Origin of the sequence: Bradyrhizobium sp. (assembly GCF_036735945.1) — a bacterium.
Taxonomy (GTDB): Bacteria; Pseudomonadota; Alphaproteobacteria; order Rhizobiales; family Xanthobacteraceae; genus Bradyrhizobium.
In genome coordinates, this window is sequence record NZ_DAINNI010000005.1 from 1 (window position 1) to 21,951 (window position 21,951).

At 64.8% G+C, this 21,951-nt stretch carries 18 protein-coding genes; 11 read left to right on the forward strand and 7 right to left on the reverse strand.

Annotated elements, in window-relative coordinates:
- The coding region (locus V7E26_RS03110) for an adenosylhomocysteinase (protein WP_324413368.1) at nt 1–423 on the forward strand (423 nt) is incomplete at its 5' end.
- Nucleotides 424–608: 185 nt separating this feature from the next.
- Entirely contained in the window at nt 609–2,075 is a 1,467-nt protein-coding gene (locus V7E26_RS03115) for a flavin-containing monooxygenase (RefSeq protein WP_324413369.1), read from the forward strand.
- Nucleotides 2,076–2,408: 333 nt separating this feature from the next.
- On the opposite strand, the gene V7E26_RS03120 is transcribed toward V7E26_RS03115, so the two are convergent.
- The 4 genes from V7E26_RS03120 to galE form a co-directional block, all read right to left on the reverse strand.
- Entirely contained in the window at nt 2,409–2,726 is a 318-nt protein-coding gene (locus tag V7E26_RS03120) for an EthD family reductase (RefSeq protein WP_324413370.1), read from the reverse strand.
- A gap of 154 nt (nt 2,727–2,880) precedes the next feature.
- Nucleotides 2,881–3,582 (reverse strand): fumarylacetoacetate hydrolase family protein, encoded by a 702-nt coding sequence (locus tag V7E26_RS03125; protein WP_324413372.1) that lies wholly within the window; start codon nt 3,580–3,582, stop codon nt 2,881–2,883.
- A 40-nt stretch (nt 3,583–3,622) separates the two neighbouring features.
- A complete protein-coding gene (locus V7E26_RS03130) occupies nt 3,623–5,431 on the reverse strand; it encodes an ABC transporter ATP-binding protein (RefSeq protein WP_324413374.1) in 1,809 nt (602 codons plus the stop codon).
- Nucleotides 5,432–5,534: 103 nt separating this feature from the next.
- Entirely contained in the window at nt 5,535–6,548 is a 1,014-nt protein-coding gene (gene galE / locus V7E26_RS03135; RefSeq protein ID WP_324413376.1) for a UDP-glucose 4-epimerase GalE, read from the reverse strand.
- A gap of 114 nt (nt 6,549–6,662) precedes the next feature.
- Between galE and V7E26_RS03140 the strand changes: the two genes are divergently transcribed.
- Nucleotides 6,663–7,721, forward strand: a complete 1,059-nt coding sequence (locus V7E26_RS03140; protein ID WP_324413378.1) for a glycosyltransferase family 4 protein — start codon at nt 6,663–6,665, stop codon at nt 7,719–7,721.
- Here V7E26_RS03140 and waaF read toward each other — a convergent pair.
- Complete coding sequence (gene waaF / locus V7E26_RS03145) at nt 7,703–8,767, reverse strand: lipopolysaccharide heptosyltransferase II (protein WP_324413380.1); 1,065 nt, start codon at nt 8,765–8,767, stop codon at nt 7,703–7,705. The two genes, V7E26_RS03140 and waaF, sit on opposite strands and share 19 nt — an antisense overlap.
- Before the next feature lie 172 nt (nt 8,768–8,939).
- On the opposite strand from waaF, the gene rfaD reads away from it, so the two are divergent.
- The 6 genes from rfaD to V7E26_RS03175 all read left to right on the forward strand — a co-directional run bounded on the left by rfaD (nt 8,940) and on the right by V7E26_RS03175 (nt 17,233).
- Nucleotides 8,940–9,917 (forward strand): ADP-glyceromanno-heptose 6-epimerase, encoded by a 978-nt coding sequence (rfaD, locus tag V7E26_RS03150; RefSeq protein WP_324413382.1) that lies wholly within the window; start codon nt 8,940–8,942, stop codon nt 9,915–9,917.
- A gap of 18 nt (nt 9,918–9,935) precedes the next feature.
- Nucleotides 9,936–11,408: a D-glycero-beta-D-manno-heptose-7-phosphate kinase gene (gene rfaE1, locus V7E26_RS03155; protein WP_324413384.1), complete on the forward strand. Its 1,473-nt coding sequence runs from the start codon at nt 9,936–9,938 to the stop codon at nt 11,406–11,408.
- Nucleotides 11,409–11,425: 17 nt separating this feature from the next.
- A complete protein-coding gene (locus V7E26_RS03160) occupies nt 11,426–12,685 on the forward strand; it encodes an O-antigen ligase family protein (RefSeq protein WP_324413564.1) in 1,260 nt (419 codons plus the stop codon).
- A 44-nt stretch (nt 12,686–12,729) separates the two neighbouring features.
- Nucleotides 12,730–13,992: an O-antigen ligase family protein gene (locus tag V7E26_RS03165; protein ID WP_324413566.1), complete on the forward strand. Its 1,263-nt coding sequence runs from the start codon at nt 12,730–12,732 to the stop codon at nt 13,990–13,992.
- 80 nt (nt 13,993–14,072) lie between these two features.
- Nucleotides 14,073–15,989 (forward strand): SDR family NAD(P)-dependent oxidoreductase, encoded by a 1,917-nt coding sequence (locus V7E26_RS03170; protein WP_324413386.1) that lies wholly within the window; start codon nt 14,073–14,075, stop codon nt 15,987–15,989.
- A gap of 47 nt (nt 15,990–16,036) precedes the next feature.
- On the forward strand, nt 16,037–17,233 hold the full coding sequence (locus V7E26_RS03175; RefSeq protein WP_324413388.1) for a glycosyltransferase family 4 protein: 1,197 nt from the start codon (nt 16,037–16,039) through the stop codon (nt 17,231–17,233).
- Here the strand turns inward: V7E26_RS03175 and V7E26_RS03180 are convergent.
- Together V7E26_RS03180 and V7E26_RS03185 are read right to left on the reverse strand one after the other, a co-directional pair.
- Complete coding sequence (locus tag V7E26_RS03180) at nt 17,230–18,252, reverse strand: glycosyl transferase (RefSeq protein WP_324413390.1); 1,023 nt, start codon at nt 18,250–18,252, stop codon at nt 17,230–17,232. The two genes, V7E26_RS03175 and V7E26_RS03180, sit on opposite strands and share 4 nt — an antisense overlap.
- Nucleotides 18,253–18,275: 23 nt before the next feature.
- Nucleotides 18,276–19,235, reverse strand: a complete 960-nt coding sequence (locus V7E26_RS03185; RefSeq protein WP_324413392.1) for a lysylphosphatidylglycerol synthase transmembrane domain-containing protein — start codon at nt 19,233–19,235, stop codon at nt 18,276–18,278.
- A gap of 176 nt (nt 19,236–19,411) precedes the next feature.
- Between V7E26_RS03185 and V7E26_RS03190 the strand changes: the two genes are divergently transcribed.
- Together V7E26_RS03190 and V7E26_RS03195 are read left to right on the forward strand one after the other, a co-directional pair.
- A complete protein-coding gene (locus V7E26_RS03190) occupies nt 19,412–20,401 on the forward strand; it encodes an NAD-dependent epimerase (protein ID WP_324413394.1) in 990 nt (329 codons plus the stop codon).
- 7 nt (nt 20,402–20,408) lie between these two features.
- The gene (locus tag V7E26_RS03195; RefSeq protein WP_324413396.1) at nt 20,409–21,821 is read left to right on the forward strand and encodes a mannose-1-phosphate guanylyltransferase/mannose-6-phosphate isomerase; all 1,413 of its coding nucleotides are present in this window, start codon (nt 20,409–20,411) and stop codon (nt 21,819–21,821) included.
- Nucleotides 21,822–21,951 lie beyond the last annotated feature (130 nt).

Genomic DNA, 21,951 nt, shown 5'->3' on the forward strand with positions numbered 1-21,951 from the left:
CGCGCCATCGTCTGCAACATCGGCCACTTCGACAACGAGATCCAGATCGCGGGTCTGCGTAACCTGAAGTGGACCAACATCAAGCCGCAGGTCGACGAGATCGAATTCCCCGACAAGCACCGCATCATCCTGTTGTCTGAAGGCCGTCTGGTGAACCTCGGCAACGCGATGGGCCATCCGTCCTTCGTGATGTCGGCCTCGTTCACCAACCAGACGCTGGCGCAGATCGAACTGTTCGCCAACAACAAGAGCGGCAAGTACGACAAGAAGGTCTACGTGCTGCCGAAGACGCTGGACGAGAAGGTGGCGCGCCTGCACCTCGCCAAGATCGGCGTCAAGCTGACCGAGCTGCGCAAGGACCAGGCCGACTATATCGGCGTCAGCCAGGAAGGCCCGTTCAAGTCGGATCACTACCGGTACTGATTTCTTCGGACGGGCTGGATGCAGTCCTGCAGTAGATACCGAAAGCCCCGGAGCGATCCGGGGCTTTTTGCTGCCGGCTATAAACCTTCGATATTTCGATACATCACGTATCGCAGCGGTAAGCGCACAATGCGAGTTGCAATTTCTGCCTGCAGCCCGTTAGATCGCGCCGCAGGGAGAACGTCATGACCGATACGGCAGAGCATTTCGACGTCCTGATCGTCGGCGCCGGGTTGTCCGGCATCGGCGCGGGCTATCACCTGCAGCAGAAATGCCCCGGCAAACGCTTCGTGATCCTCGAGGGGCGCGACTGCATCGGCGGCACCTGGGATCTGTTTCGTTATCCCGGCATCCGCTCCGACTCCGACATGTACACGCTCGGTTATTCGTTCCGTCCCTGGACCGAGCCGAAGGCGATCGCCGACGGGCCGCGGATCCTGAACTATGTGCGCGAGACCGCTGTAGACAACGGCATCGACAGGAAGGTCCGCTTTCGCCACCGCGTCAAACGCGCCTCGTGGTCGACGCCGGATTCGCGCTGGACGGTGGAAGTCGAACGCAATGTTGGCGAGGGCGCGACCGAGACGGTCGGCTTCACCTGCAATTTCCTGTTCATGTGCTCGGGCTATTACAAATACGAGGAAGGCTACACGCCGGAATTCTTGGGCACGGCGGACTTCGAAGGCAAGATCGTCCATCCGCAGAAATGGCCTGAAGATCTCGACTATTCCGGCAAGCGCGTTGTCGTGATCGGCTCGGGTGCGACCGCGGTGACACTGGTGCCGGAGATGGCGAAGACCGCTGGCCATGTCACCATGCTGCAGCGCTCGCCGACCTACGTGGTGGCGCGGCCGGCCGAGGACGCGCTCGCCAACAAGCTGCGCAAGAAGTTTTCCGCCAATCTCGCCTATCACCTGATCCGCTGGCGCAATGTGTTGCTCGGCATGTATTTCTTCCAGCTCTGCCGCCGCAAGCCGGAGCGCGCCAGGCAGCTGATCCTCGGCGGCGTCAAGATGGCGCTGGGGCCGGAATACGACGTCGGCAAGCACTTTACGCCGCGCTACAATCCCTGGGAGCAGCGGCTCTGCCTGGTGCCGGATGGCGACCTCTTCAAGTCGATCCGCGACAAGCGGGCTTCCGTCGCGACCTGCGAGATCGATACCTTCACCAAAGGCGGGATCAAGCTGAAGGACGGCAGCGAGCTCGAGGCCGATATCATCGTCACCGCGACCGGGCTTGTGCTGCAGGTGCTCGGCGGTCTCGAAGTCAGTGTCGACGGCCGCGCGGTCGATTTCGCACGCACGCTGAACTACAAGGGCATGATGTATTCGGACATCCCGAACATGGCCTCGGCGTTCGGCTATACCAACGCTTCCTGGACGCTGAAATGCGACCTGACCTGCGAATATGTCTGCCGCCTGATCAACTACATGGACCGTCACGGCTACAAGCAGTGCATGCCGCATAATGTCGATCCTGATGTGACGGAACTGCCGTCGCTGGATTTCTCGTCCGGCTATGTGCAGCGCTCGATCGCCAAACTACCCAAGCAGGGCTCGAAGCGGCCGTGGCGGCTGTACCAGAACTACGCGCTCGACATCGTGACCTTGCGCTACGGCAAGGTCGACGATGGGGTGATGCAGTATTCTTGATGCTGGAACTCGCGCTGGCTGCGTCCGGTCGCCGGCGTCCGCGATCCCAAGCGCCTCACGTTCAAGGGCCTGCAGGCGCTGCGCGGCTGAGGCTGGGCATTTTCTGTCTAGCCGACGAACGCCGTCATTCCCCGCGAAGGCGGGGGACCAGTACGCCGCGGCCTATCGGTTCAATCACGGCTGTCTCTGGAATACTGGGCGGATTCAACCGGTCAAGCCGGGCGATGACACCGAGAATGCATTCGAAATCTCGCGACAGCACTCCCCGAGGTCGCGCACGCGAAAGCGGCGGGTTACGCTTTCGCCAACCCGCCCGCCATTCCGAGCCTGGCGCTACGGGCCGACGACGACTTCGCTGATCTGGATCACCGGCGTCTGATCGGTGTAGTTCGGAATGTCCGCCATGATCTCCTGCGCGTGGGGGCCGAAGCCGGCCTGGAAGGCCTCGATCGAGTCGCAGAAGATGTGGCACATGCCGACATAGGTCAGCGGGGCGCCCGGCGCGCCGCCGGCGAGGCCCTTGTCGACCGTGTAGGACTTGCAGGCGTCGCCCATGCGGGCCTTCACCAGCGGCATGTGCTTGTCGCGATAGTAATCGTGATCGAAGCGCCCGCCGGGGGTGTTGGGATACATTACGCTGACCTTGATCATGGACGTGCCCTCCGATGTTGGCCGTTATGCTTCGGCAATAATCAAAATCTGCGGCAGTTTTGCGAAACTTTCAACCGGGAGGCGTCCTGCGGCCGAACGAAAAAGCCCCGGATCCTATCCGGGGCTTCCTGTCTCACGGCTGTTGCGCCGATCGTTATTCCGGCTTGCCGATGTTCACCTTCAGCGTGCCGACGCCGTCGACGCCGCATTCGAGCTTGTCGCCGGGCTGGAGCTGCGAGACGCCGGCGGGCGTGCCCGTCATGATGATGTCGCCGGCGGCAAGCCGCACCTGCTGCGAGAGCTGCCAGATGATCTCGGGCACGTTCCAGATCAGCTCGGTGAGGTCGCCCTTTTGCGTCTCCTTGCCGTTCACCGTCAGCCAGATCTTGCCCTTGGTGGGGTGGCCGATCCTGGAGGCCGGCTGGATCGCCGAGCAGGGCGCGGAATAGTCGAACGACTTGCCGATCTCCCACGGGCGCTCCTTCTTGCGCGAGGCGATCTGCAGGTCGCGGCGGGTGAGGTCGATGCCGACGGCATAGCCGTAGACATGGTCCAGCGCCTTCTCGGCCGGAATGTTGAGGCCGCCGCTCTTCATCGCGACGATCAGCTCGACCTCGTGATGCAGGTCCTTGGTCAGCGGCGGATAGGGGATCGTGGCGCCATCGGGCACCAGCATGTCGGCGTGCTTGGCAAAGAAGAACGGCGGGGCGCGCTCGTCATTGCCCATCTCCCGGATGTGCTCGAGATAGTTGCGCCCGACGCACCAGATGCGGCGGACCGGATAGATGCCGGTTTCGCCGACGACGGGAAGCGAGGGCTGCGGAGGAGCTGATATGACGTAGGAGGCTGCGTTCATGAAAAGGGTCTCAGTTACGGTTGGAAATTCGGGACTAGCTCTACGCCGTTGCGCTGACCGGCGCCAGACTTGGGTGGCCGGCGTCCCGCTGCTGCAGGCGGAAGAACGAGGCGTAGCGGCCGCCGCGCCGCAGCAAATCGTCGTGCCGGCCGCGCTCGACGATCTCGCCGCCCTCGACCACCAGGATGGCGTCGGCGTGCATGATGGTGTGCAGGCGGTGGGCGATCACGATGGTGGTGCGGTTCTGGCAGAGATGGTCGATCGCCTCCTGCACTGCCTTCTCGGATTCCGAATCCAGCGCGGCAGTTGCCTCGTCCAGCAGGATGATCGGTGCGTTGCGGATCAACGCCCGCGCCACCGCGATGCGCTGGCGCTGGCCGCCGGATAGCTGGGTGCCGTGTTCGCCGACCGGGGTGTCGTAGCCGAGCGGAAAGCCCATGATGAAATCATGCGCGCAGGCTGCCTTCGCGGCCGCGACGATCTCATCCTGCGTGGCATCTTCCTTGCCGAAGGCGATATTGGCGCCGATCTTGTCGCGGAACAGGTAGACGTCCTGCCCGACATAGCCGCTCTGCCGACGCAGCGATCGCCGCGATACGTTCGATATGTTCTGGCCGTCGATCTGGATCTCGCCCTGGCCTACCTCGTAGAGCCGCAGCAGCAGCGCGAGCACGGTGGACTTGCCGCCGCCGGACGGGCCGACCAGCGCGGTGGTCTTGCCGGGCTCGGCGACGAAGCTCATGCGATTGAGCACCGGTTCGCTCGGCCGGTAGCCGAAGGTCACGTCGCGGAACTCTACCCGCGCATCAGTGAGCTGCAGCGCCGGCTTGCTGCTGTCGTCGGGCTCGCTCGGCGGGCTGTCGACGATTTCGAGCAGCTTGCGCGCGCCGATCAGGTTGCTGTTGAGCTCGATGTTGAGCCGCGCCAGTCGCTTGGCAGGCTCATACGCCAGCAGGAACGCCGTCAGGAACGAAAAGAACTGGCCGGGCGGTGCGCCCATCGCGACCACGCGGTAGCCGCCATACATCAGGCCGCCGGCGATCGCAAAGCCGCCGAGGGTCTCCATCAAGGGGCTCGAGCGGTTGGAAACCCTCGCCATCTTGTTGGCGTTGCGCTCGACCGCGGCAATGCTGGCGTCGATGCGCTCGCGCATCGCCTGTTCGAGCGTAAAGGCCTTCACGGTACGGATGCCCTGCAGCGATTCCTGCATCGTCTCCATGATGTCGGCGGTGCCGGAGAACTGGTTGTGCGCAAGGCCCTTGATGCGCTTGACGAGCTTGCGCAGCACGATCATCGCCGGCGGCGCTACCGCGAAGCCGAGCAGCGCCATCAGTGGATCGGTCATCACCATGACGACGACGAGCGCGATCAGCGACAGCAGATCGCGGCCGATGGCATTGATCAGGAGATTGAGCACCTGCGTCACCGCGGTCGCGCCTGCGGTCAGCCGCGCCAGGAATTCCGAGGAATGCCGCTCGGAGAAGAACGCGATATTTTCGCTCATCAGCTTGGCGAACAGCGCCCGCTGGTTGTTGGCGAGGATCGCATTGCCGATCTGCGAAAGGATCACGGTGTGCCCGTAGGTCGCCGCGCCCTTGATCGTGAAGATGACGATGGTGACCAGCGACAGCAGCGCGATCCCGCGCACATCCTTGTCGACATAGGCCTTGTTGATGACCTCGCCGAGCAAATAGGCGGATCCGGCGGTGGTCACCGCCGCAACGCCCATCAGCGAAAAGGCGAGCAGATAGCGCCGCCAATAGGCGAGCCCCTGTTCGGCGAACAGGCGGCGAATCAGGATCGCCGCGCCATAGGGGTCGTCGGTGATTTTCTTCGGAAGTTCGGTCATCCGCGTTCCATTGACGGCGCCTGAAGGCCCGGCGCGTCAGGGCTCGTGCGATGCCTCCTTGCCTGCTAAAGCGGGGTTTTTCAAGCCAAATAAGCGCCTGATTTCAGGCCGATTCTGCCCGCTTCGGATGGCCGCCGCGTTCGCTGAACAGCCGCTTCTCCCAGGTCAGCGCGTCGCGGGCAATGGTATCGAGATTGTCGTAGCGCGGCTTCCAGTCCAGCACCGAGCGGATGCGGCTGGTATCGGCGACCATGGTCATGATGTCGCCGGGACGGCGCGGCGCGTAGGAAACCGCGAAATTGCGCATGGAGACACGGCGTACCGCCTCGATGGTTTCCAGCACCGAATAGCCGCGGCCGTAGCCGCAATTCAGCGTGATCGAGCCGCCGCCGCCGCGCAGATAGGACAGCGCGGCGAGATGCGCCTGCGCGAGATCGCTGACATGGATGAAGTCGCGGATGCAGCTTCCATCCGGCGTCGGATAGTCGGTGCCGTAGACGTCGACCTTGGCGCGCTGGCTGGTGGCCGCTTCGACGGCGATCTTGAGCAGGTGCGTCGCGCCGACGGTCGAAAGGCCGCAGCGGCCGTCCGGATCGGCGCCGGCGACGTTGAAGTAACGCAGCACGACATAGTTCATGTCGTGCGCGCTGGCGACGTCATGCAGCATGATTTCGGTCATCAGCTTGGACGAGCCGTAAGGCGACATCGGCCGGGTCGGCGCATGTTCCGACACCGGCACCTGGTCCGGATTGCCGTAGACGGCCGCGGTCGACGAGAAGATGAAGCGGGAAATGCCGGCCTTGACCGCCGAATTCATCAGGCTGCGGGTCGTCATGGTGTTGTTGCGGTAATAGCCGAGCGGATCGCGCATCGAATCCGGCACCACGACGGAGCCGGCGAAATGAATGATGCTTTCGACGCGGTGCTGCGCGATCACGTTCCCGACGAGGGTTTCGTCGCCGGCATCGCCGACCGACAGCGGCACGGTGCGCGGCAGCACGGAGGAAAATCCGGTGGACAGATCATCGATCACGACGACGCTTTCGCCGGCGTCCACCAGCGCATGAACCATATGACTTCCGATATAACCGGCGCCACCGGTGACGAGCACTGTCATGGGTTAGCTCTCCCGCTTATCTGCGGAAGAGGCTAGGGGTTGGCGGTGAAGAGCGGGTTTCGGCGCCGGTGAACTGGCCACTATGCTTAATGTTGCGTATAGGAATTCGCCGAAATGGAGCTGCAAGTGCCGATCGACGACATCTTGGCCAGGGATCTGCGGCTGATCGTGCCGAATCTGCACAGGCGCTATTCCGGCGTCACCGCGACCAACCGGATGGTGGCGCCGAAGCTCGCCCGGATGTACCGCGCGGCCTGGCTCGGACCGCATGCGCCTGACGGCATCGCCCGGATGGGATTTGTCGATCTGCTGAAGCTCTGGCGCCGCCGCGAGCCCCTGATCTGGCATGCGCGGCGCAATGACGAGATGATCGCGGGCGCATTGCTGCGCGCGCTCGGCTGGCCCCTGAGGCTCGTCTTCACCTCGGCCGCACAGCGCCATCACAAGCGCCTGACGCGCTGGCTGATCCGGCAGATGGATGCCGTCATCGCGACCTCAGAACTGTCGGCGTCGTTTCTGAAACGCGAGGCGACGGTGGTGATGCACGGCGTCGACACGGCGCGCTATGCGCCGCCGCCCGATCGCGCCGCCGCGTTTGCTGACAGCAATCTGCCCGGCCGCTACGCAATCGGCTGCTTCGGCAGGGTGCGCGCGCAAAAGGGCACCGATGTCCTTGTCGAGGCGATGTGCCGGCTGCTGCCGCGCTATCCTGACTTTACCGCCGTCATCGTCGGCGCCGTGGTGCCGGAGCAGCAGGGTTTTGCCAACAGTCTGAAGCGGCAGATCGAGGCCGCCGGACTTCAATCGCGCATCGTCATCACGGGCGAACTCGAGATCGAGGAAGTGCAGCGCTGGTACCAGCGGCTCACGATCTATGCCTTCACCTCGCGCAACGAGGGTTTTGGCTTGACGCTGATCGAGGCGATGGCGGCGGGCGCGGCGCTGGTGGCGGCCCGCGCTGGTGCGGCAGAATTCGTGGTCGAGGACGGCGTGACCGGCGTCCTGATCCCGCCCGGCGATGCCGATGCGCTGGTTGCCGGGCTGGAGCCGTTGATGCGCGATCCGGCAGCGGCGAGCGCAATGGGCGAGCGGGCGCGGGCGCGCGTCGTGGAGAAATTCAGCCTGGAGGCGGAAGCGAACGCGATCGCCGCGGTTTATCGCAAGCTGGGTTGAGCCATCACGCGCTGGGCGATGTCGGCCACTTCCGACGCTGAGATGTCGCGCATGCAGCGATGGTCGTTCATGGTGCATACCGTGCGCTGGCACGGCTGGCACGGCAGTTTCGATTTGGTCTGCAGCACGGTTGCGGCAAGGCCGTTCAGCGGCGCCCAGAGATAGGGGCTGGTCGGGCCGAATATGCCCATGGTCGGCGTGCCGATCGCGGCGGCGATGTGCATCAGGCCGGAGTCGTTGGAGATCGCGACGCCGGCGGCCGCCATCGCCAGAACGCCGTTGCGCAGGTCTGACCCGGTGAGGTCGCGGGCCTTGCCGGCGGTCGCGGCGACGATCTCCTGCGCCAGCGCCTTTTCGCCGGGACCACCGACCACCCAGACGTCGAGGCCGCGTTCGATCAGGAGCCGGGCGGCTTGTGGATAATAGGTCCATCGCTTCGAGGCGCCGACCGAGCCGGGGCCGAGCGCCACGGCGGGCGCGGTGCCGAGCCCGCTTGCCTGCCGCCAGCGGGCGGCTTCTTCCGGCGGCACCACAAGCTGCGGCACCGGCCATTCCGGCGGCAACGGCGCGCCATCGGGCAGCGCCAGCGCGGCGTTCTTGTCGATGAAGCGGGGCAGGGCCTTCTCGCCCCAGCGCATCCGGTTGATCAGCCCGAACCGGCCCTCGCCGAAGAAGCCGACACGCTCGGGGATGCCGGCCAGTGCCGGGGCAATGGCAGCCTTCCAGGTGCGGGGCAGGACGAGGGCGGTTCCATAGCCACGCCTGCGCAATTCGGCGGCGAGATCCCGCTGCTTGGACAGCGCCAGCCGGCTGCGGGGCAGGTCGAAGACGATGCCCGCCCGGACACCGGGCATATAATCGACCAGGGGCGCGCAGAGGGTGGTGACCAGGAGGTCGACCGGGCGATTCGGCCAGCGTTCCTTCAAAACCCGCACCACCGTATGGCCGCGGACGAAATCGCCGATCCACATATAGGGCACGATCAGGATCGGCCTGGTATCGGCGCTATCCCGCATTTCGATCCCCTTGTGTGAATTCGAATTCATATCTTGCTGTGCCGCCCCTAACCGGTTGCGGCTCCGTCGGTAACCGCTCTGCCGCGGCAGGTAAAGTCGGCCGATCGGTGTTTGATTCGCCCAATCTTCGCCCAAGCAACAAAGTTGCCTGCCGGACGGGACTGGGGCAAAGCTTTGCCGGGTAATCAGGACAGGGGATGGCATGCTGCTGGTGACCGGGGGCGCCGGTTTTATCGGGTCGAACGTCGTGGCTGCGTTGAATGACGCCGGCCGGGACGTGGCCGTGTGCGACATGCTCGGGCAGGACGGCAAGTGGCGCAACCTCGCCAAGCGCCGGCTCGCCGATTTCGTGCCGCCGGCGGAACTGATGGAGTGGCTGAAAGGCCGCCGGCTGGAGGCCATCATCCATCTCGGCGCCATCTCCGAGACCACGGCGACCGACGGCGATCTTGTCATCGAGACCAATTTCCGCCTGTCGATGCGGCTGCTGGACTGGTGCACGGCGAACACGACGCCCTTGATCTACGCGTCCTCGGCGGCGACCTATGGCGACGGCGGGCAGGGCTTTGGCGACGACGCGTCCATGGATGCCCTGTCCAGGCTGCGGCCGATGAACCTCTATGGCTGGAGCAAGCATCTGTTCGACATGGCGGTGGCCGAGCGCGCCGCGCGCGGCGAACGGCTGCCGCCGCAATGGGCCGGGTTGAAATTCTTCAACGTGTTCGGCCCCAATGAATATCACAAGGGCACGATGATGAGCGTGCTGGCGCGGCGCTTCGATGACATCAAATCAGGCCATCCCGTGCAACTGTTCAAGTCGCACCGCGAAGGCATGGCCGACGGCGACCAGCGGCGCGACTTCATCTATGTCGACGACGTCGTGCGCGTGACGATGTGGCTGCTTTCGACGCCCTCGGTCAGCGGCATCTTCAATGTCGGCACCGGCACCGCGCGCAGCTTCCGCGACCTGATGCTGTCGGCCTATGCCGCGCTCGGCACCAAGCCGAATATCCAGTACATCGACATGCCCCAGGCCATTCGCGGCAGCTATCAGTACTTCACCCAGAGCGAAGTCGATCGGCTGCTGCGCGCCGGCTATAATGGCGGCTTCACCGCGCTCGAAGACGCGGTCGAAAGTTATGTGAAGAATTTCCTCGATCGCAGCGATCGCTTTCGCTGACGGGCAACGGATAGACAGATGTTCGATTTCGATGCCCTCAGCCAGGCGATCCTCCGTCAGACGGTGCTCTGCGTCGGCGACCTCATGCTCGACGAGTTCGTTTATGGCGAGGTGTCGCGGGTTTCGCCGGAAGCGCCGGCGCCGGTCATCGCGGTGCAGCGCAGCGAGAGCAATATCGGCGGCGCCGGCAACGTCGCGCGCAACATCGCGTCCCTCGGCGCGCGCTGCATCTTTGCCGGCCTGGTCGGCGAGGACGAGGCGGGCGCCAGGCTGAAGGCCGACCTGGCGCAGGAGAATCTGATCGAGGCGGTGCTGGTGTCGGATGCTTCACGGCCGACCACGCGCAAGGTGCGGTTCGTCTCCGAGCATTTCTCCACCCACATGCTGCGTGCGGATTGGGAACTGGCGGCGCCTGCTTCGCCGGGGACCGAGCAGCGGCTGATCGACGCGATCCTGCCGCAGCTAGCGCGCGCCGACATCGTGCTGCTGTCCGACTACGCCAAGGGCGTGCTGACGGCGCGTGTCATTCGCAACATCATCGATGCCGCGAAAAAGCTCGGCAAGCGCGTGATCGTCGATCCCAAGAGCGCCAATTTTGCGATCTATCGCGGCGCCACGCTGCTGACGCCGAACCGCAAGGAATTTGCGGAGGCGACCCGCAGCCGCGCCGATACCGATGAGAACATCGCAGGCGCGGCGCAGGACGCGATGGTTCTCGCCGACTGCGAGGCGATGCTGGTGACGCAGAGCGAGCACGGCATGACGCTGGTGCTGCGCGGCGGCGATGCGATCCGCGTGCCGGCGCTGCCGGTCAAGGTGCGCGACGTCTCGGGCGCCGGTGACACGGTAGCTGCAGCGCTGGCGCTGGCGCTGGCGGCCAAAGCCGATTGGGAGACTGCGCTGAGGATCGCGAACGCGGCGGCTGCCGTCACTGTCGGCAAGAAGGGCACTGCGACGGTGACGCAGACGGAACTGCGGCGAAAAATCCTGCCGCACGCCTCGCTGGCGGCCGAAGAGAAGATCGTGCCTGATGGTGGCGATCTCGATGCGCATCTCGCCGACTGGCGCCGGCAGGGATTGCGGGTCGGCTTCACCAATGGCTGCTTCGACATCCTGCATCCCGGTCACGTCAAGGTGCTGACGGCGGCGCGCGGCGCCTGCGACCGCCTGATCGTCGGCCTCAACAGCGACGCCTCGGTGAAGCGGCTGAAGGGCGAGGGCCGTCCCGTGCAGGACGAACGGGCGCGCGCCGAAGTGCTGGCGGCGCTGGAGGCGGTGGACCTCGTCGCGATCTTCGAGGAAGACACCCCGATCAACCTGATCACGAGGGTGCGGCCGAGCGTGCTGGTCAAGGGCGGCGACTACACCCGCGAGCAGGTCGTCGGCCATGAGATCGTCGAGGCCAATGGCGGCCAGGTCGTGCTGGTCGACATTCTGCCCGGCCACAGCACGACGTCGCTGGTCGGCCGCGCGCGGGGAGACAAGGCGTGAGCGTGAATGCGGCGTCGATGCCCCGGCCGGGGATACGGCGGTATTGGCGCGACCGCGCGACATGGATGACCATCGCGGATATTTTCGCGATCCTGGCCGCGCTGACGCTGCCGTGGTCGACAAGCCTGCCCAGTATTTTCGTGCCGTGCTGGCTCGGCGCCGTGGCGTGGGTGACGGACTGGCGGGCCTTCGGGCGATTGCTGAAGCAACCGATCTGCTATGTGCCGGTTGCCTTCGCCGGTCTCGCCGTCATCGGCACGCTCTGGTCGGGCGCGACATGGAGCGCGCGGCTTTGGTCCGTCGGCCCGCTGCTGAAACTTCTGGTGCTGCCCGGCCTGTTCTATCATTTCGAGCGCTCGAAACGCGGAATGTGGGTCTTCATTGCGTTCCTGGTTTCCTGCACCCTGCTGATGCTGGTTTCCTGGCTTGTCCTGATCGATCCCGGCCTTTCGCTGAAGCCGCCTGGCCAGCAGGAGCGCGGCATCTTCGTCAAGAACTATATCGACCAGAGCCAGGAATTCGCGCTGTGCGCGGTGGCATTGGCCTATCCGATCATCCGACTGCTGCAGGCGAACAGGCTGTGGCTGGCGGCGCTCCTGGTCGCGCTCGCGCTCGGCTTTCTCATCAACATGTCCTTCGTGATCGTTTCGCGCACGGCGATGGTCACGATCCCGGTCATGATCGCGGTGTTCGCGCTGCTTCACCTGAAATGGCGAACCAGCCTGATGATCGCCTGCGGATTGCTCGTCCTGGCGGGATTGGCATTTTTTGTCTCGCCGCAACTGCAGCAGAGGGCGGACTCCATCGTCAGCGAGTACCGGGTCTACAAGCAGCAGAACGTGGCCTCGTCCGTGGGGCTGAGGCTGGAATACTGGCGGAAGTCGCTGCAGTTCATCGCCGCTGCGCCGGTCTTCGGCAATGGCACCGGCTCGACGCTTGGCCTGTTCCAGAAGGCCGCCAGCGGAAAGAGCACGGCCGCCACGGCCCAGGTCATCCGCAACCCCCATAACCAGACGCTTGCCGTTGCGGTTCAGTGGGGCGTCGCCGGGGTCATCCTGCTGTATGCGATGTGGTTCGTGCATCTGCGGCTGTTTCGCGGCGAAGGCCTGGTGGTCTGGATCGGATTGCTCGTCGTGGTGCAGAACATCTTCACCTCGCTTCTCAATTCGCACATCTTCGATTTCCACGAAGGCTGGATGTATGTGCTGGGCGTCGGCATTGCCGGCGGCATGGTGCGCGCGGAACGCCAACGCAGCACAAGCACGGAACAGGCATGATGGGCGCCGAACCCCAGCGCCGCGAGATCAATTCGCTCGGCGAGATGCTGTCGGTCATGGCCTCGGCGCGGCACGATCCGTTCGCGCGCATCCTGAACGTCGATCTTGTTGCCGTCCTGGTAACGGCACTGCTGCCATGGTCGACCAGCGGCGTCGGCATCGGCATGCTGGTCTGGCTCGCTGCCCTGGCCGCCACGCTGGAACTGCGCCCGTTCCTGCGCTCGTTGCAGCGGCCGATCAGCCTGCTGCCGATCGCGCTGGTTGCGCTCGCCGCAATCGGTACGCTGTGGTCGGACGCATCCTGGAGCGCGCGCCTCTATGCCTTCAGTCCCGCGACGAAGCTGCTTTTTCTGCCGTTCCTGTTCTATCATTTCGAGCGCTCGACGCGCGGCCTGTGGGTATTGGTCGCGTTCCTGGCGTCCTGCACGCTGCTGACGGCCGCCTCCTGGATCGTCGCGATCCAACCCGGTCTCTCGTTGAAGGAGCCCGGCGATCCCGCGACGTATGGCATCTTCGTCAAGAACTACATCGACCAGAGCCAGGAGTTCGTGCTGTGCACGGTCGTGCTCGCTTACCCCATCATCACCCTGTTGCGGGACGGCAAGATCCGCGAGGCGCTGCTGCTGACGGCGGTCGCGGCCAACTTCATCCTCAACATGGCGTTCGTCGTGGTGTCGCGCACGGCGCTGGTGACGCTGCCGGTCATGCTGGCCGTGTTCGCCATGGCGCATCTGCGATGGAAGACCAATCTGCTTCTGTGCCTTGCTGCCATCGCGCTCGGTGCGCTGGCCTGGACGGCATCGCCCCATCTGCGGACGACGACGGAGAGGTTCACGCGGGACTACCGGCTCTACAAGGAACTCAACGAGCCGACATCGATCGGGCTGCGGCTCGAATTCTGGGAGAAGTCGTTACGGTTCTTCGCTGAGGCGCCCGTCATCGGCCACGGCACGGGATCAACGCGCGGGCTGTTCGAGGCGGCGGCGACCGGGCCTGCGGGGCTGGCGCAGGGACACGTGATCGGGAACCCGCACAACCAGACCCTCAACGTCGCGGTCCAGTGGGGCATGTTCGGGGTCGTGATCCTCTATGCGATGTGGTTTGCGCATTTCTCGCTGTTTCGCGGCGAGGGGATGGCGGCCTGGATCGGGTTGATGGTTGTGCTGCAGAACATCTTCAGTTCACTGTTCAACTCGCATCTGTTCGATTTTCATGAAGGCTGGATGTATGTGCTGGGCGTTGGGGTGGCTGGCGGCACGGTGCTGCGAGCCCGACGTACGGATTCTTCGGGTACAGACCGGTCATGATCGCTGGCATGCACGGCGCAGATAAGATATCAGCGGTCGAGGAACTGCGATAATCCCCGTTTCCGCTGCCGGCCATTGGAATGACGCCTGTTTCGCAACTGACGCATCGCAACTACCTGATCGCGGCGCATGACGCGCTGGCGACGGCGATTGCCCTGCTGGCGGCCTTCTATCTGAGGTTCGACGGCGGCGATGCGTTCTATTCCCGCCTGCCGCTGCTGCTGCGCATCCTGCCGCTGTTCGTCGCCTTCAGCGTCGTAATCTGCTACGTGTTCAACCTGACGACGACGAAATGGCGCTTCATTTCACTTCCCGATGCGCTGAACATCCTGCGGGTCGCGACCGTCCTGGCGGTGGCGCTGGTCATACTGGACTACGCCTTCATCTTCGGGGCGTCGAGCGCCAAGGCGCCGGTGCTGTTCGGCCGCATCACCATCGTTCTCTACTGGTTTCTCCAGATCTTCACGCTGAGCGCGCTCCGCTTCGGCTACCGCTATTTCCGTTACACCCGCGTTCGCCGCCATGCCCAGACCGAGGGCGCATCGGCGACATTGCTAATCGGCCGCGCCGCCGATGCGGAGGTGCTGCTGCGCGCCATCGAGAGCGGTGCCGTCAAGCAGCTCTGGCCGGTCGGCGTGTTGTCGCCGTCGGCCGCCGACCGCGGGCAGTCGATACGGAACGTGCCGGTGCTCGGGGCGATCGACGACCTCGATGATGTGATCCGCGATTATTCCCGGCGGGGAAAGCCGATCTCGCGGGTCGTGATGACGCCCTCGGCATTCGAGCCCGAGGCGCATCCCGAAGGGATTCTGATGCGGGCCAAGCGCCTCGGCCTGTTCGTCAGCCGCCTGCCGTCGCTCGAAAGCGGCGATGTTCCGCGGCTGACCAACGTCGCCGTCGAGGACCTCCTGCTGCGGCCCAGCCACAAGATCGATTACGCCCGGCTTGAAACGCTGGTGAAGGGCAAGGCGGTGATCATCACCGGCGGCGGCGGCTCGATCGGCTCGGAGATTTGCGATCGCGTTGCGACCTTCGGGGCTGCCCGATTGCTGGTGATCGAACATTCGGAACCGGCGCTTTATGCGGTAACGGAGGCGCTGACGGCGAACGCCGCCAATGCCGAGATCGAGGGGCGTATCGCCGATATCCGCGATCGTGACCGGATGATGAACCTGATGAAGGAGTTCAAGCCCGACATCGTGTTCCATGCCGCGGCGCTCAAGCATGTGCCGATCCTGGAGCGCGACTGGAGCGAGGGCGTCAAGACCAACATCTTTGGCACCGTCAACGTCGCCGACGCCGCGCGCGCGGCTGGTGCCGAAGCCATGGTGATGATCTCGACCGACAAGGCGATCGAACCGGTCTCGATGCTCGGCCTCACCAAGCGGTTCGCCGAAATGTATTGCCAGGCGCTCGATCACGACCTGATGATGCAATCGGGCGGCAAACCTCATATGCGTCTGATCTCGGTGCGGTTCGGCAATGTGCTGGCCTCGAACGGGTCGGTGGTGCCGAAGTTCAAGGCGCAGATCGAGGCCGGCGGCCCGGTGACGGTCACGCACCCGGACATGGTCCGCTACTTCATGACGATCCGCGAAGCCTGCGATCTCGTGCTGACGGCGGCGACGCATGCGCTGACGCCGGCGCGGCCGGACGTCTCAGTCTACGTCCTCAACATGGGACAGCCGATCAAGATCGTGGAGCTTGCCGAGCGGATGATCCGCCTGTCCGGCCTCGAACCCGGCGTCGACATCGAGGTCGTGTTCACCGGGATACGGCCGGGCGAGCGGTTGAACGAGATCCTGTTCGCCAGCGAAGAGCCGCCGATGGAGATCGGCGTCGCCGGCATCATGGCGGCCAAGCCGAATGAACCGCCGATGCAGACATTGCGCAAATGGCTCGCGGCGCTCGAGGAGGCGATCGCACGGGACGACCGTTCCACCATCGGCGTGGTGCTCAAGGATGCCGTGCCTGAATTCGGATCGCACGCCGCCTGATCCAGTCCGGTCGCCCGCCAGCCGTGCGGGCCGCTTCGAAAGCCATCATGCAGAAATCCGGCAAGGTCGTCGTCGTCAGCCAGCACTATCCGCCGGATCCGAGCACGACGGCGGCCATCGTGGCGGCGATTTCGCAGCGCGTGGCGCAGGAAACGGAGGTTCTGGTGCTGTCGGGCACGGCGGGCTCGGCCGCGGCGGCGTCCGCCGCCGAGCTGCAAATCGTCGAGGTCAGGAACTGGATGCCCGGCAAGGCCGCGCTGCTCAAGCGCGCGCTGGCCGAACTCATGTTCACCGCGCGGACCTTCGTCGCGATGCTCAGGAGGCTGCGGCGCGGCGACGTCACGCTCACCGTTCCGGCGCCCTTCATGCTGCCTTATGCGTTTGCCGCCGCTGCGAAGCTGAAGGGCGCGCGATCGGTGCTGATCATGCACGATCTCTATCCCGACGTTCTCGTCATGGCGGGCCTCCTGAAACCGGAATCGCTGCTGGCCAGGGCAATGCATGCGCTCAATGCGCCGATGTTCCGCGCGCTCGACGCCGTCGTCATCATCGGCCGCGACACCGAAAATCTGCTGCTGCGCTATGACGGCATGACCAGGGACAAGATCCGCTTCATTCCGAACTGGGCGACGCTGGCGCCCGGCGTTCGCGCCATCTCGCCTGACAACCCGTATCGCCGCTCGCTGTCGGCTCGCTACGTCGTCGGCCTGTCGGGCAACCTGGGCTTTACGCACGATCCCGTCATCGTGTTCGAGGCGGCGCGCCTGTTGCGCGACACCAGCGATATCCACTTCCTGCTGTCGGGCTGGGGCGTGGGGTTCGACCAGCTGAAGGGCATGCAGGCCGACGCGAAGCTTCCCAACGTCACGTTGGTCGAGCGTGTCGAGGACGACCAGTTGGAGACGTTCCTGTCGGCGGCCAACGCCTGGATCATTCCGTACCGCAAGAACGTCGCCGGCGTATCGGTGCCGAGCCGGTTCTACAATCTCCTGGCGATCGGCCGCCCGGTGATCCTGGTCTCCGAAGCGGATGCCGAGGCGGCCTTGACGGTGACCGAGCACGACGTTGGCTGGGTCGTGACACCGGGCAGGGCGGATGAACTGGCTGACGCGATACGCCGTGCGGCAAGCACGGACGACGCGGAGCGGGCCGAACGCGCAACCGAAATATCCAGGCGTTTCGATTTCAACGCCGCGATGGCCGGCTATGCCGGCCTGATCCGCGAACTCGCCCACAGGGATTAGCCGGCGGCAACCCGCCGGCGCGAGAAGCGGTGCATCAGGAGGGCCGTCGCGATGCCTCCGATGACGAAGAGCAGGATTGAGATCGCCGTCGATGAGGTCATGGCGGAACCGATCGCCAGCGCAGCCAGCACGAGGTTGAGCGCGAACACCTCGCTGACCACGCGGAACACCGAAAAGCCGTTCTCCGTGGCGCGCTGGTAGAAGTGGCTGCGATGCCCCTCCCAGAACGGCTCGCGCCTGGCGATGCGCCGCAGCAGCGTGACGGTGGCGTCCGCGAGATAATACAGCGGCAGCAGCAGCGCAGCCGTCAGGTGCTGATGCCAGGCGAGTTGCAGCAGGAACCAGCCGGCGAGCAGGCCGATCGGCAGGCTGCCGACGTCGCCGAGGAAGATTTTTGCCACCGGGCGGTTGAAGGGGGCGAAGCCCAGCATCGCGCCGAACAACGCGGTGGCCGCGATGGTCGCCGCGGCCGGAAAGTCGATGACGGTGCCGAGCAGGATGATCGCGCCGGTGATCGGGACGATTTCGGCCACCGTCATCAGGTCGAGGCCGTCCATGAAGTTGACGAGGTTCACGAACCATAGGCCGACGAGCAACAAGAGACCGCGCTCGATCCAGAGCGGACAGGCGGGCGCGATCCGCGAGGCTTCCGGCGCGGCGAGGATGACGGCGGCAACCGCCAGCGCCTGCAGCGACAGCCGCGGCACGACCGGGATCGATTTGATGTCGTCGGCAAAGCCCACGCCCGCGATGAACAGCGTCGCGCCGAACACGGCGAACGGCATGGCCGTCCGCGCCGTGCCGGCCAGTGCGATGACCGCGGCAGCCGAGATCAGCGTGGCCGCGATCACCGCAATGCCCGCGCCCTGCGGCGTCGGAACGCGATGTGAAGAGCGTGCGTTCGGCCTTGCCAGCGCGACCCGCATCATCAGCGGCCGGATCGCCCAGGTCAGAACGGCCGACAGCAGCGCCGCCGGTACCGCCGCGGCCAACGACAGCAATAATTGCGAATCGGTCATTCCACCTGCGCGGAGCGTTAGGATTATTTGGGAACTTCGATCGGTGCCTGGCCTTGCGCGGCTTTCTCGGCGCTGAGAATCCATACCACCCCGCCGACCAGGCCGACGATGAAGGATACCGCGCCATAGAGCAGCGAGATGTTGACGCCCTCATTGGTCATCAGGCCGGCATAGCCGAACGCCAGCCCCATGGAGGCCTCGCGCACGCCCCAGCCGGCGATCGAGATCGGCAGCATGGTGATCAGCATGACCGGCGGAACGAGCTGGAATATCTGGCCGAACATCACGGGCGCGGCGATCGACTGCACCACGCACCAGGCGATGACGACGGCGAGCACGTGCACCAACAGCGAAAGCACCGCGACCTTCAGGCCGTGCTCGCGGCCGAACAGCACGCGGTTGGCGATGACCGAGCAGGCGTGGATGTGATGGGTGCCCCACCAGTGCTTCAGCCACGGCCAATTCAACCTGCCGAGCAGGAGAAAGCCGAGGCCGCCGGCGAGCGCGGCGAAATCGACGAGCAATAGCGCCGACCTGCCGTTGGGATCGGTGATCAGGCGGTAGCTCCAGGGCAGGCTCGCGACAATGATCACCGCGAGCGCGATCAGGCCGATGGCGCGGTCGACGAAGATGGAATAGGTGGCCGCGCGCCAGCCGGCGCCGTTGCGCGCCACCAGCCATAGCCGCACCGCGTCGCCGCCGATCGAAGAGGGCAGCGTCTGGTTGAAGAAGGTTCCGATCACGTTGAAGCGCATCGCCTGCCGGGTCGGCAGCGGCGCGCCGCATTCGGCGCTGATCTCGCGCCAGCGCAACACGCCGATGAAGATTTGCAGGAATGTGACAGCGATGGCGACGCCGAGCCAGCCAAGGCTGGAGACGTCGATGCGAGCGACGAGGTCGGCCAGATTGACCTTGCGCAGCGAGAAATAGAGCAGCGCCGCCGAGACCAGTATCTTCAATGTCGAAAGCAGGATTCGGCGCATCTCGCCCGTGCCGGGTTGTGTGGGAAGGGTGCAAAAAGCGATGCAATTCGGGCGCCTTGGTATGGTTTTCGAGCCGTTCTGGCAATAGCGGGGCCGGTAGATGTTGCGGGCACCTCGACAACGCGGGTAAAGAGGCGCCAACGGCAGGGCACGCCGGGACCACGTTCAGGAAAACGATGTCGGATCAGGCAATATTGGTCACGGGAGCGGCGGGTTTCATCGGCTTTCATGTCGCCCGCCGGCTGCTGGCCGAAGGCCGCGCGGTGGTCGGGCTCGACATTCTCAACGACTATTACGATCCGGCGCTGAAACGGGCGCGGCTGGATATCTTGCAGAAGGAGCGGGGTTTCGCGTTCGAGCAGATCGACCTCGCCGATCGCGCGGCCGTCGAGCGCCTGTTCGCCGGACGTCGCTTTGCGCGGGTGGTGCATCTGGCGGCGCAGGCCGGCGTGCGCTATTCGATCGATCATCCGCATGCCTATGTCGACGCCAATCTTGCCGGCTTCGTCAACGTGCTGGAGGGATGCCGGCATCATGGATGCGGCCATCTGGTCTATGCCTCGTCCTCGTCGGTCTACGGCGCCAATACCAAGCAGCCGTTTTCGGTGGACGACAGGACCGATCGTCCGATCAGCCTCTATGCCGCGACCAAGAAGGCCAACGAGTTGATCGCGCATTCCTACAGCCACCTCTACCGCCTTCCGGTGACGGGCTTGCGGTTCTTTACCATCTATGGCCCCTGGGGCCGGCCGGACATGGCGTATTTCCTCTTTACCAGGGCGATCGTGGAGGGCACCCCGATCCGGCTCTTTAACCATGGCAGGATGCGGCGCGATTTTACCTATGTCGGGGACGCGGCCCTAGCCGTCGTCCAACTGATCGGCCAGCCGCCGCGCGATGGCGGCGAGGGCGCCGGACCGCCAGCGAAAATTTACAATGTCGGCAATAATCATCCGGAAGAGCTGACCGATGTGGTAGCGATTCTGGAGCGGGAGCTGGGCCGCACCGCGGTCAGGGAGATGCTGCCGATGCAGCCCGGCGACGTGACCGAGACGTTCGCCGATGTCGCGGAACTGATGCGCGACACCGGCTTCAGGCCGCAGACCCCGATCGAGGACGGGCTCCGCGAATTTGTCGCCTGGTATCGCGATTACCACAGGATTTGAGGCGTTGATGACCCGACGAATTATTCCCCTGATCATGTGCGGCGGCGCGGGAACGCGGCTGTGGCCGGCCTCGCGCGAAGTTCACCCCAAGCAGTTCATCCCGCTGTTCGGGGCGCGCTCGACGTTCCAGGACACGCTGTTGCGGGTGTCGGACGCGACGTTGTTCGAGCGTCCCATCATCATCACCAACAACGCCTATCGCTTCATGGTGCTGGAGCAACTGGCGGAGATCGGGATCGAGGCCGACGTGCTGCTCGAGCCGATGCGGCGCGACTCCGGTCCTGCGATCGCGGCCGGCGCAGCTTTCGCGCAGGCGCGCGACAAGGATGCGATCGTGCTGGCGCTTGCCGCCGATCACGTGGTCCGCGACACGCCGGCCTTCCTCGCCGCCTGCCGCGAGGGACTGGCTGCGGCGGAAGCCGGCCACATCGTGACCTTCGGCGTGCAGCCCGAACGCGCCGCGACCGAATATGGCTACATCAATCCCGGCGAGATCATCTCGGGCAAGGTTCGCGCCGTCGCCAAGTTCGTCGAGAAGCCGGACCCTGCGACCGCGGCCGGTTACGTCAAGTCGGGCTATCTCTGGAACAGCGGCAACTTCATGTTCCGCGCCGCCGTGCTGTCGGACGAGTATCGCAACGTCGATGCGGAAAGCGTCAGCGCGGTCACCGATGCGGTGGCGAAAGCCGGCACCGATCTCGGTTTCGTCAAGCTCGACGAGGCGGCGTTCGGATCGGCGAAGTCGATCTCGATCGACTATGCGGTGATGGAGAAGACCTCTCGCGCCGCGGTCGTGCCGGTCGCGTGCGGCTGGTCCGATGTCGGCTCCTGGCACGCGGTGTGGGAATTGTCCGACAAGGACGGCGAGGGCAACGCGGCGCGCGGTGCGGCGGTATTCGAGGACTCCCGCAATTGTAACGTCGCGACCGACCGCGCGCTGGTCGCGCTCGAAGGCGTCGACGATCTCGTGGTGGTGGCAACCCAGGACGCCGTGCTCGTCTCGCGGCAAAAGGACGCCAACGGCCTGAAGCGGCTGGTCGCGAAACTGAAGACGGTGGCGCCGCAGGTGACGGAGGACCACATCAGGGTGCATCGGCCCTGGGGGTCCTATCAGTCGGTCGACAATGGCGACCGCCACCAGGTCAAGCGCATCATCGTCAAGCCGGGCGGGCGGCTGTCGCTGCAGAAGCATCATCATCGCGCCGAGCACTGGATCGTGGTGCGCGGCACCGCACAGGTGACGGTCAACGAACTCGTCAAGACCGTGCACGAGAACGAGTCGATCTACATCCCGATCGGCGCGGTGCACCGGCTGGAGAATCCCGGCAAGATCCAGCTCGAGCTGATCGAGGTCCAGACCGGCAGCTATTTCGGCGAGGACGACATCATCCGCATCGAGGACGACTACCGGCGCAGTTGAGAAAGACCGTAATTCTACCGGTTGGCTCTACCGCTGTTGCGGCTGTAACCGTTTGAATCAAAACGTGTCCGAAAACCGCTGATCGCGTTCGCCACGTCTGTGACGGCGTGCTAGAGAACCGCCCGGGGAA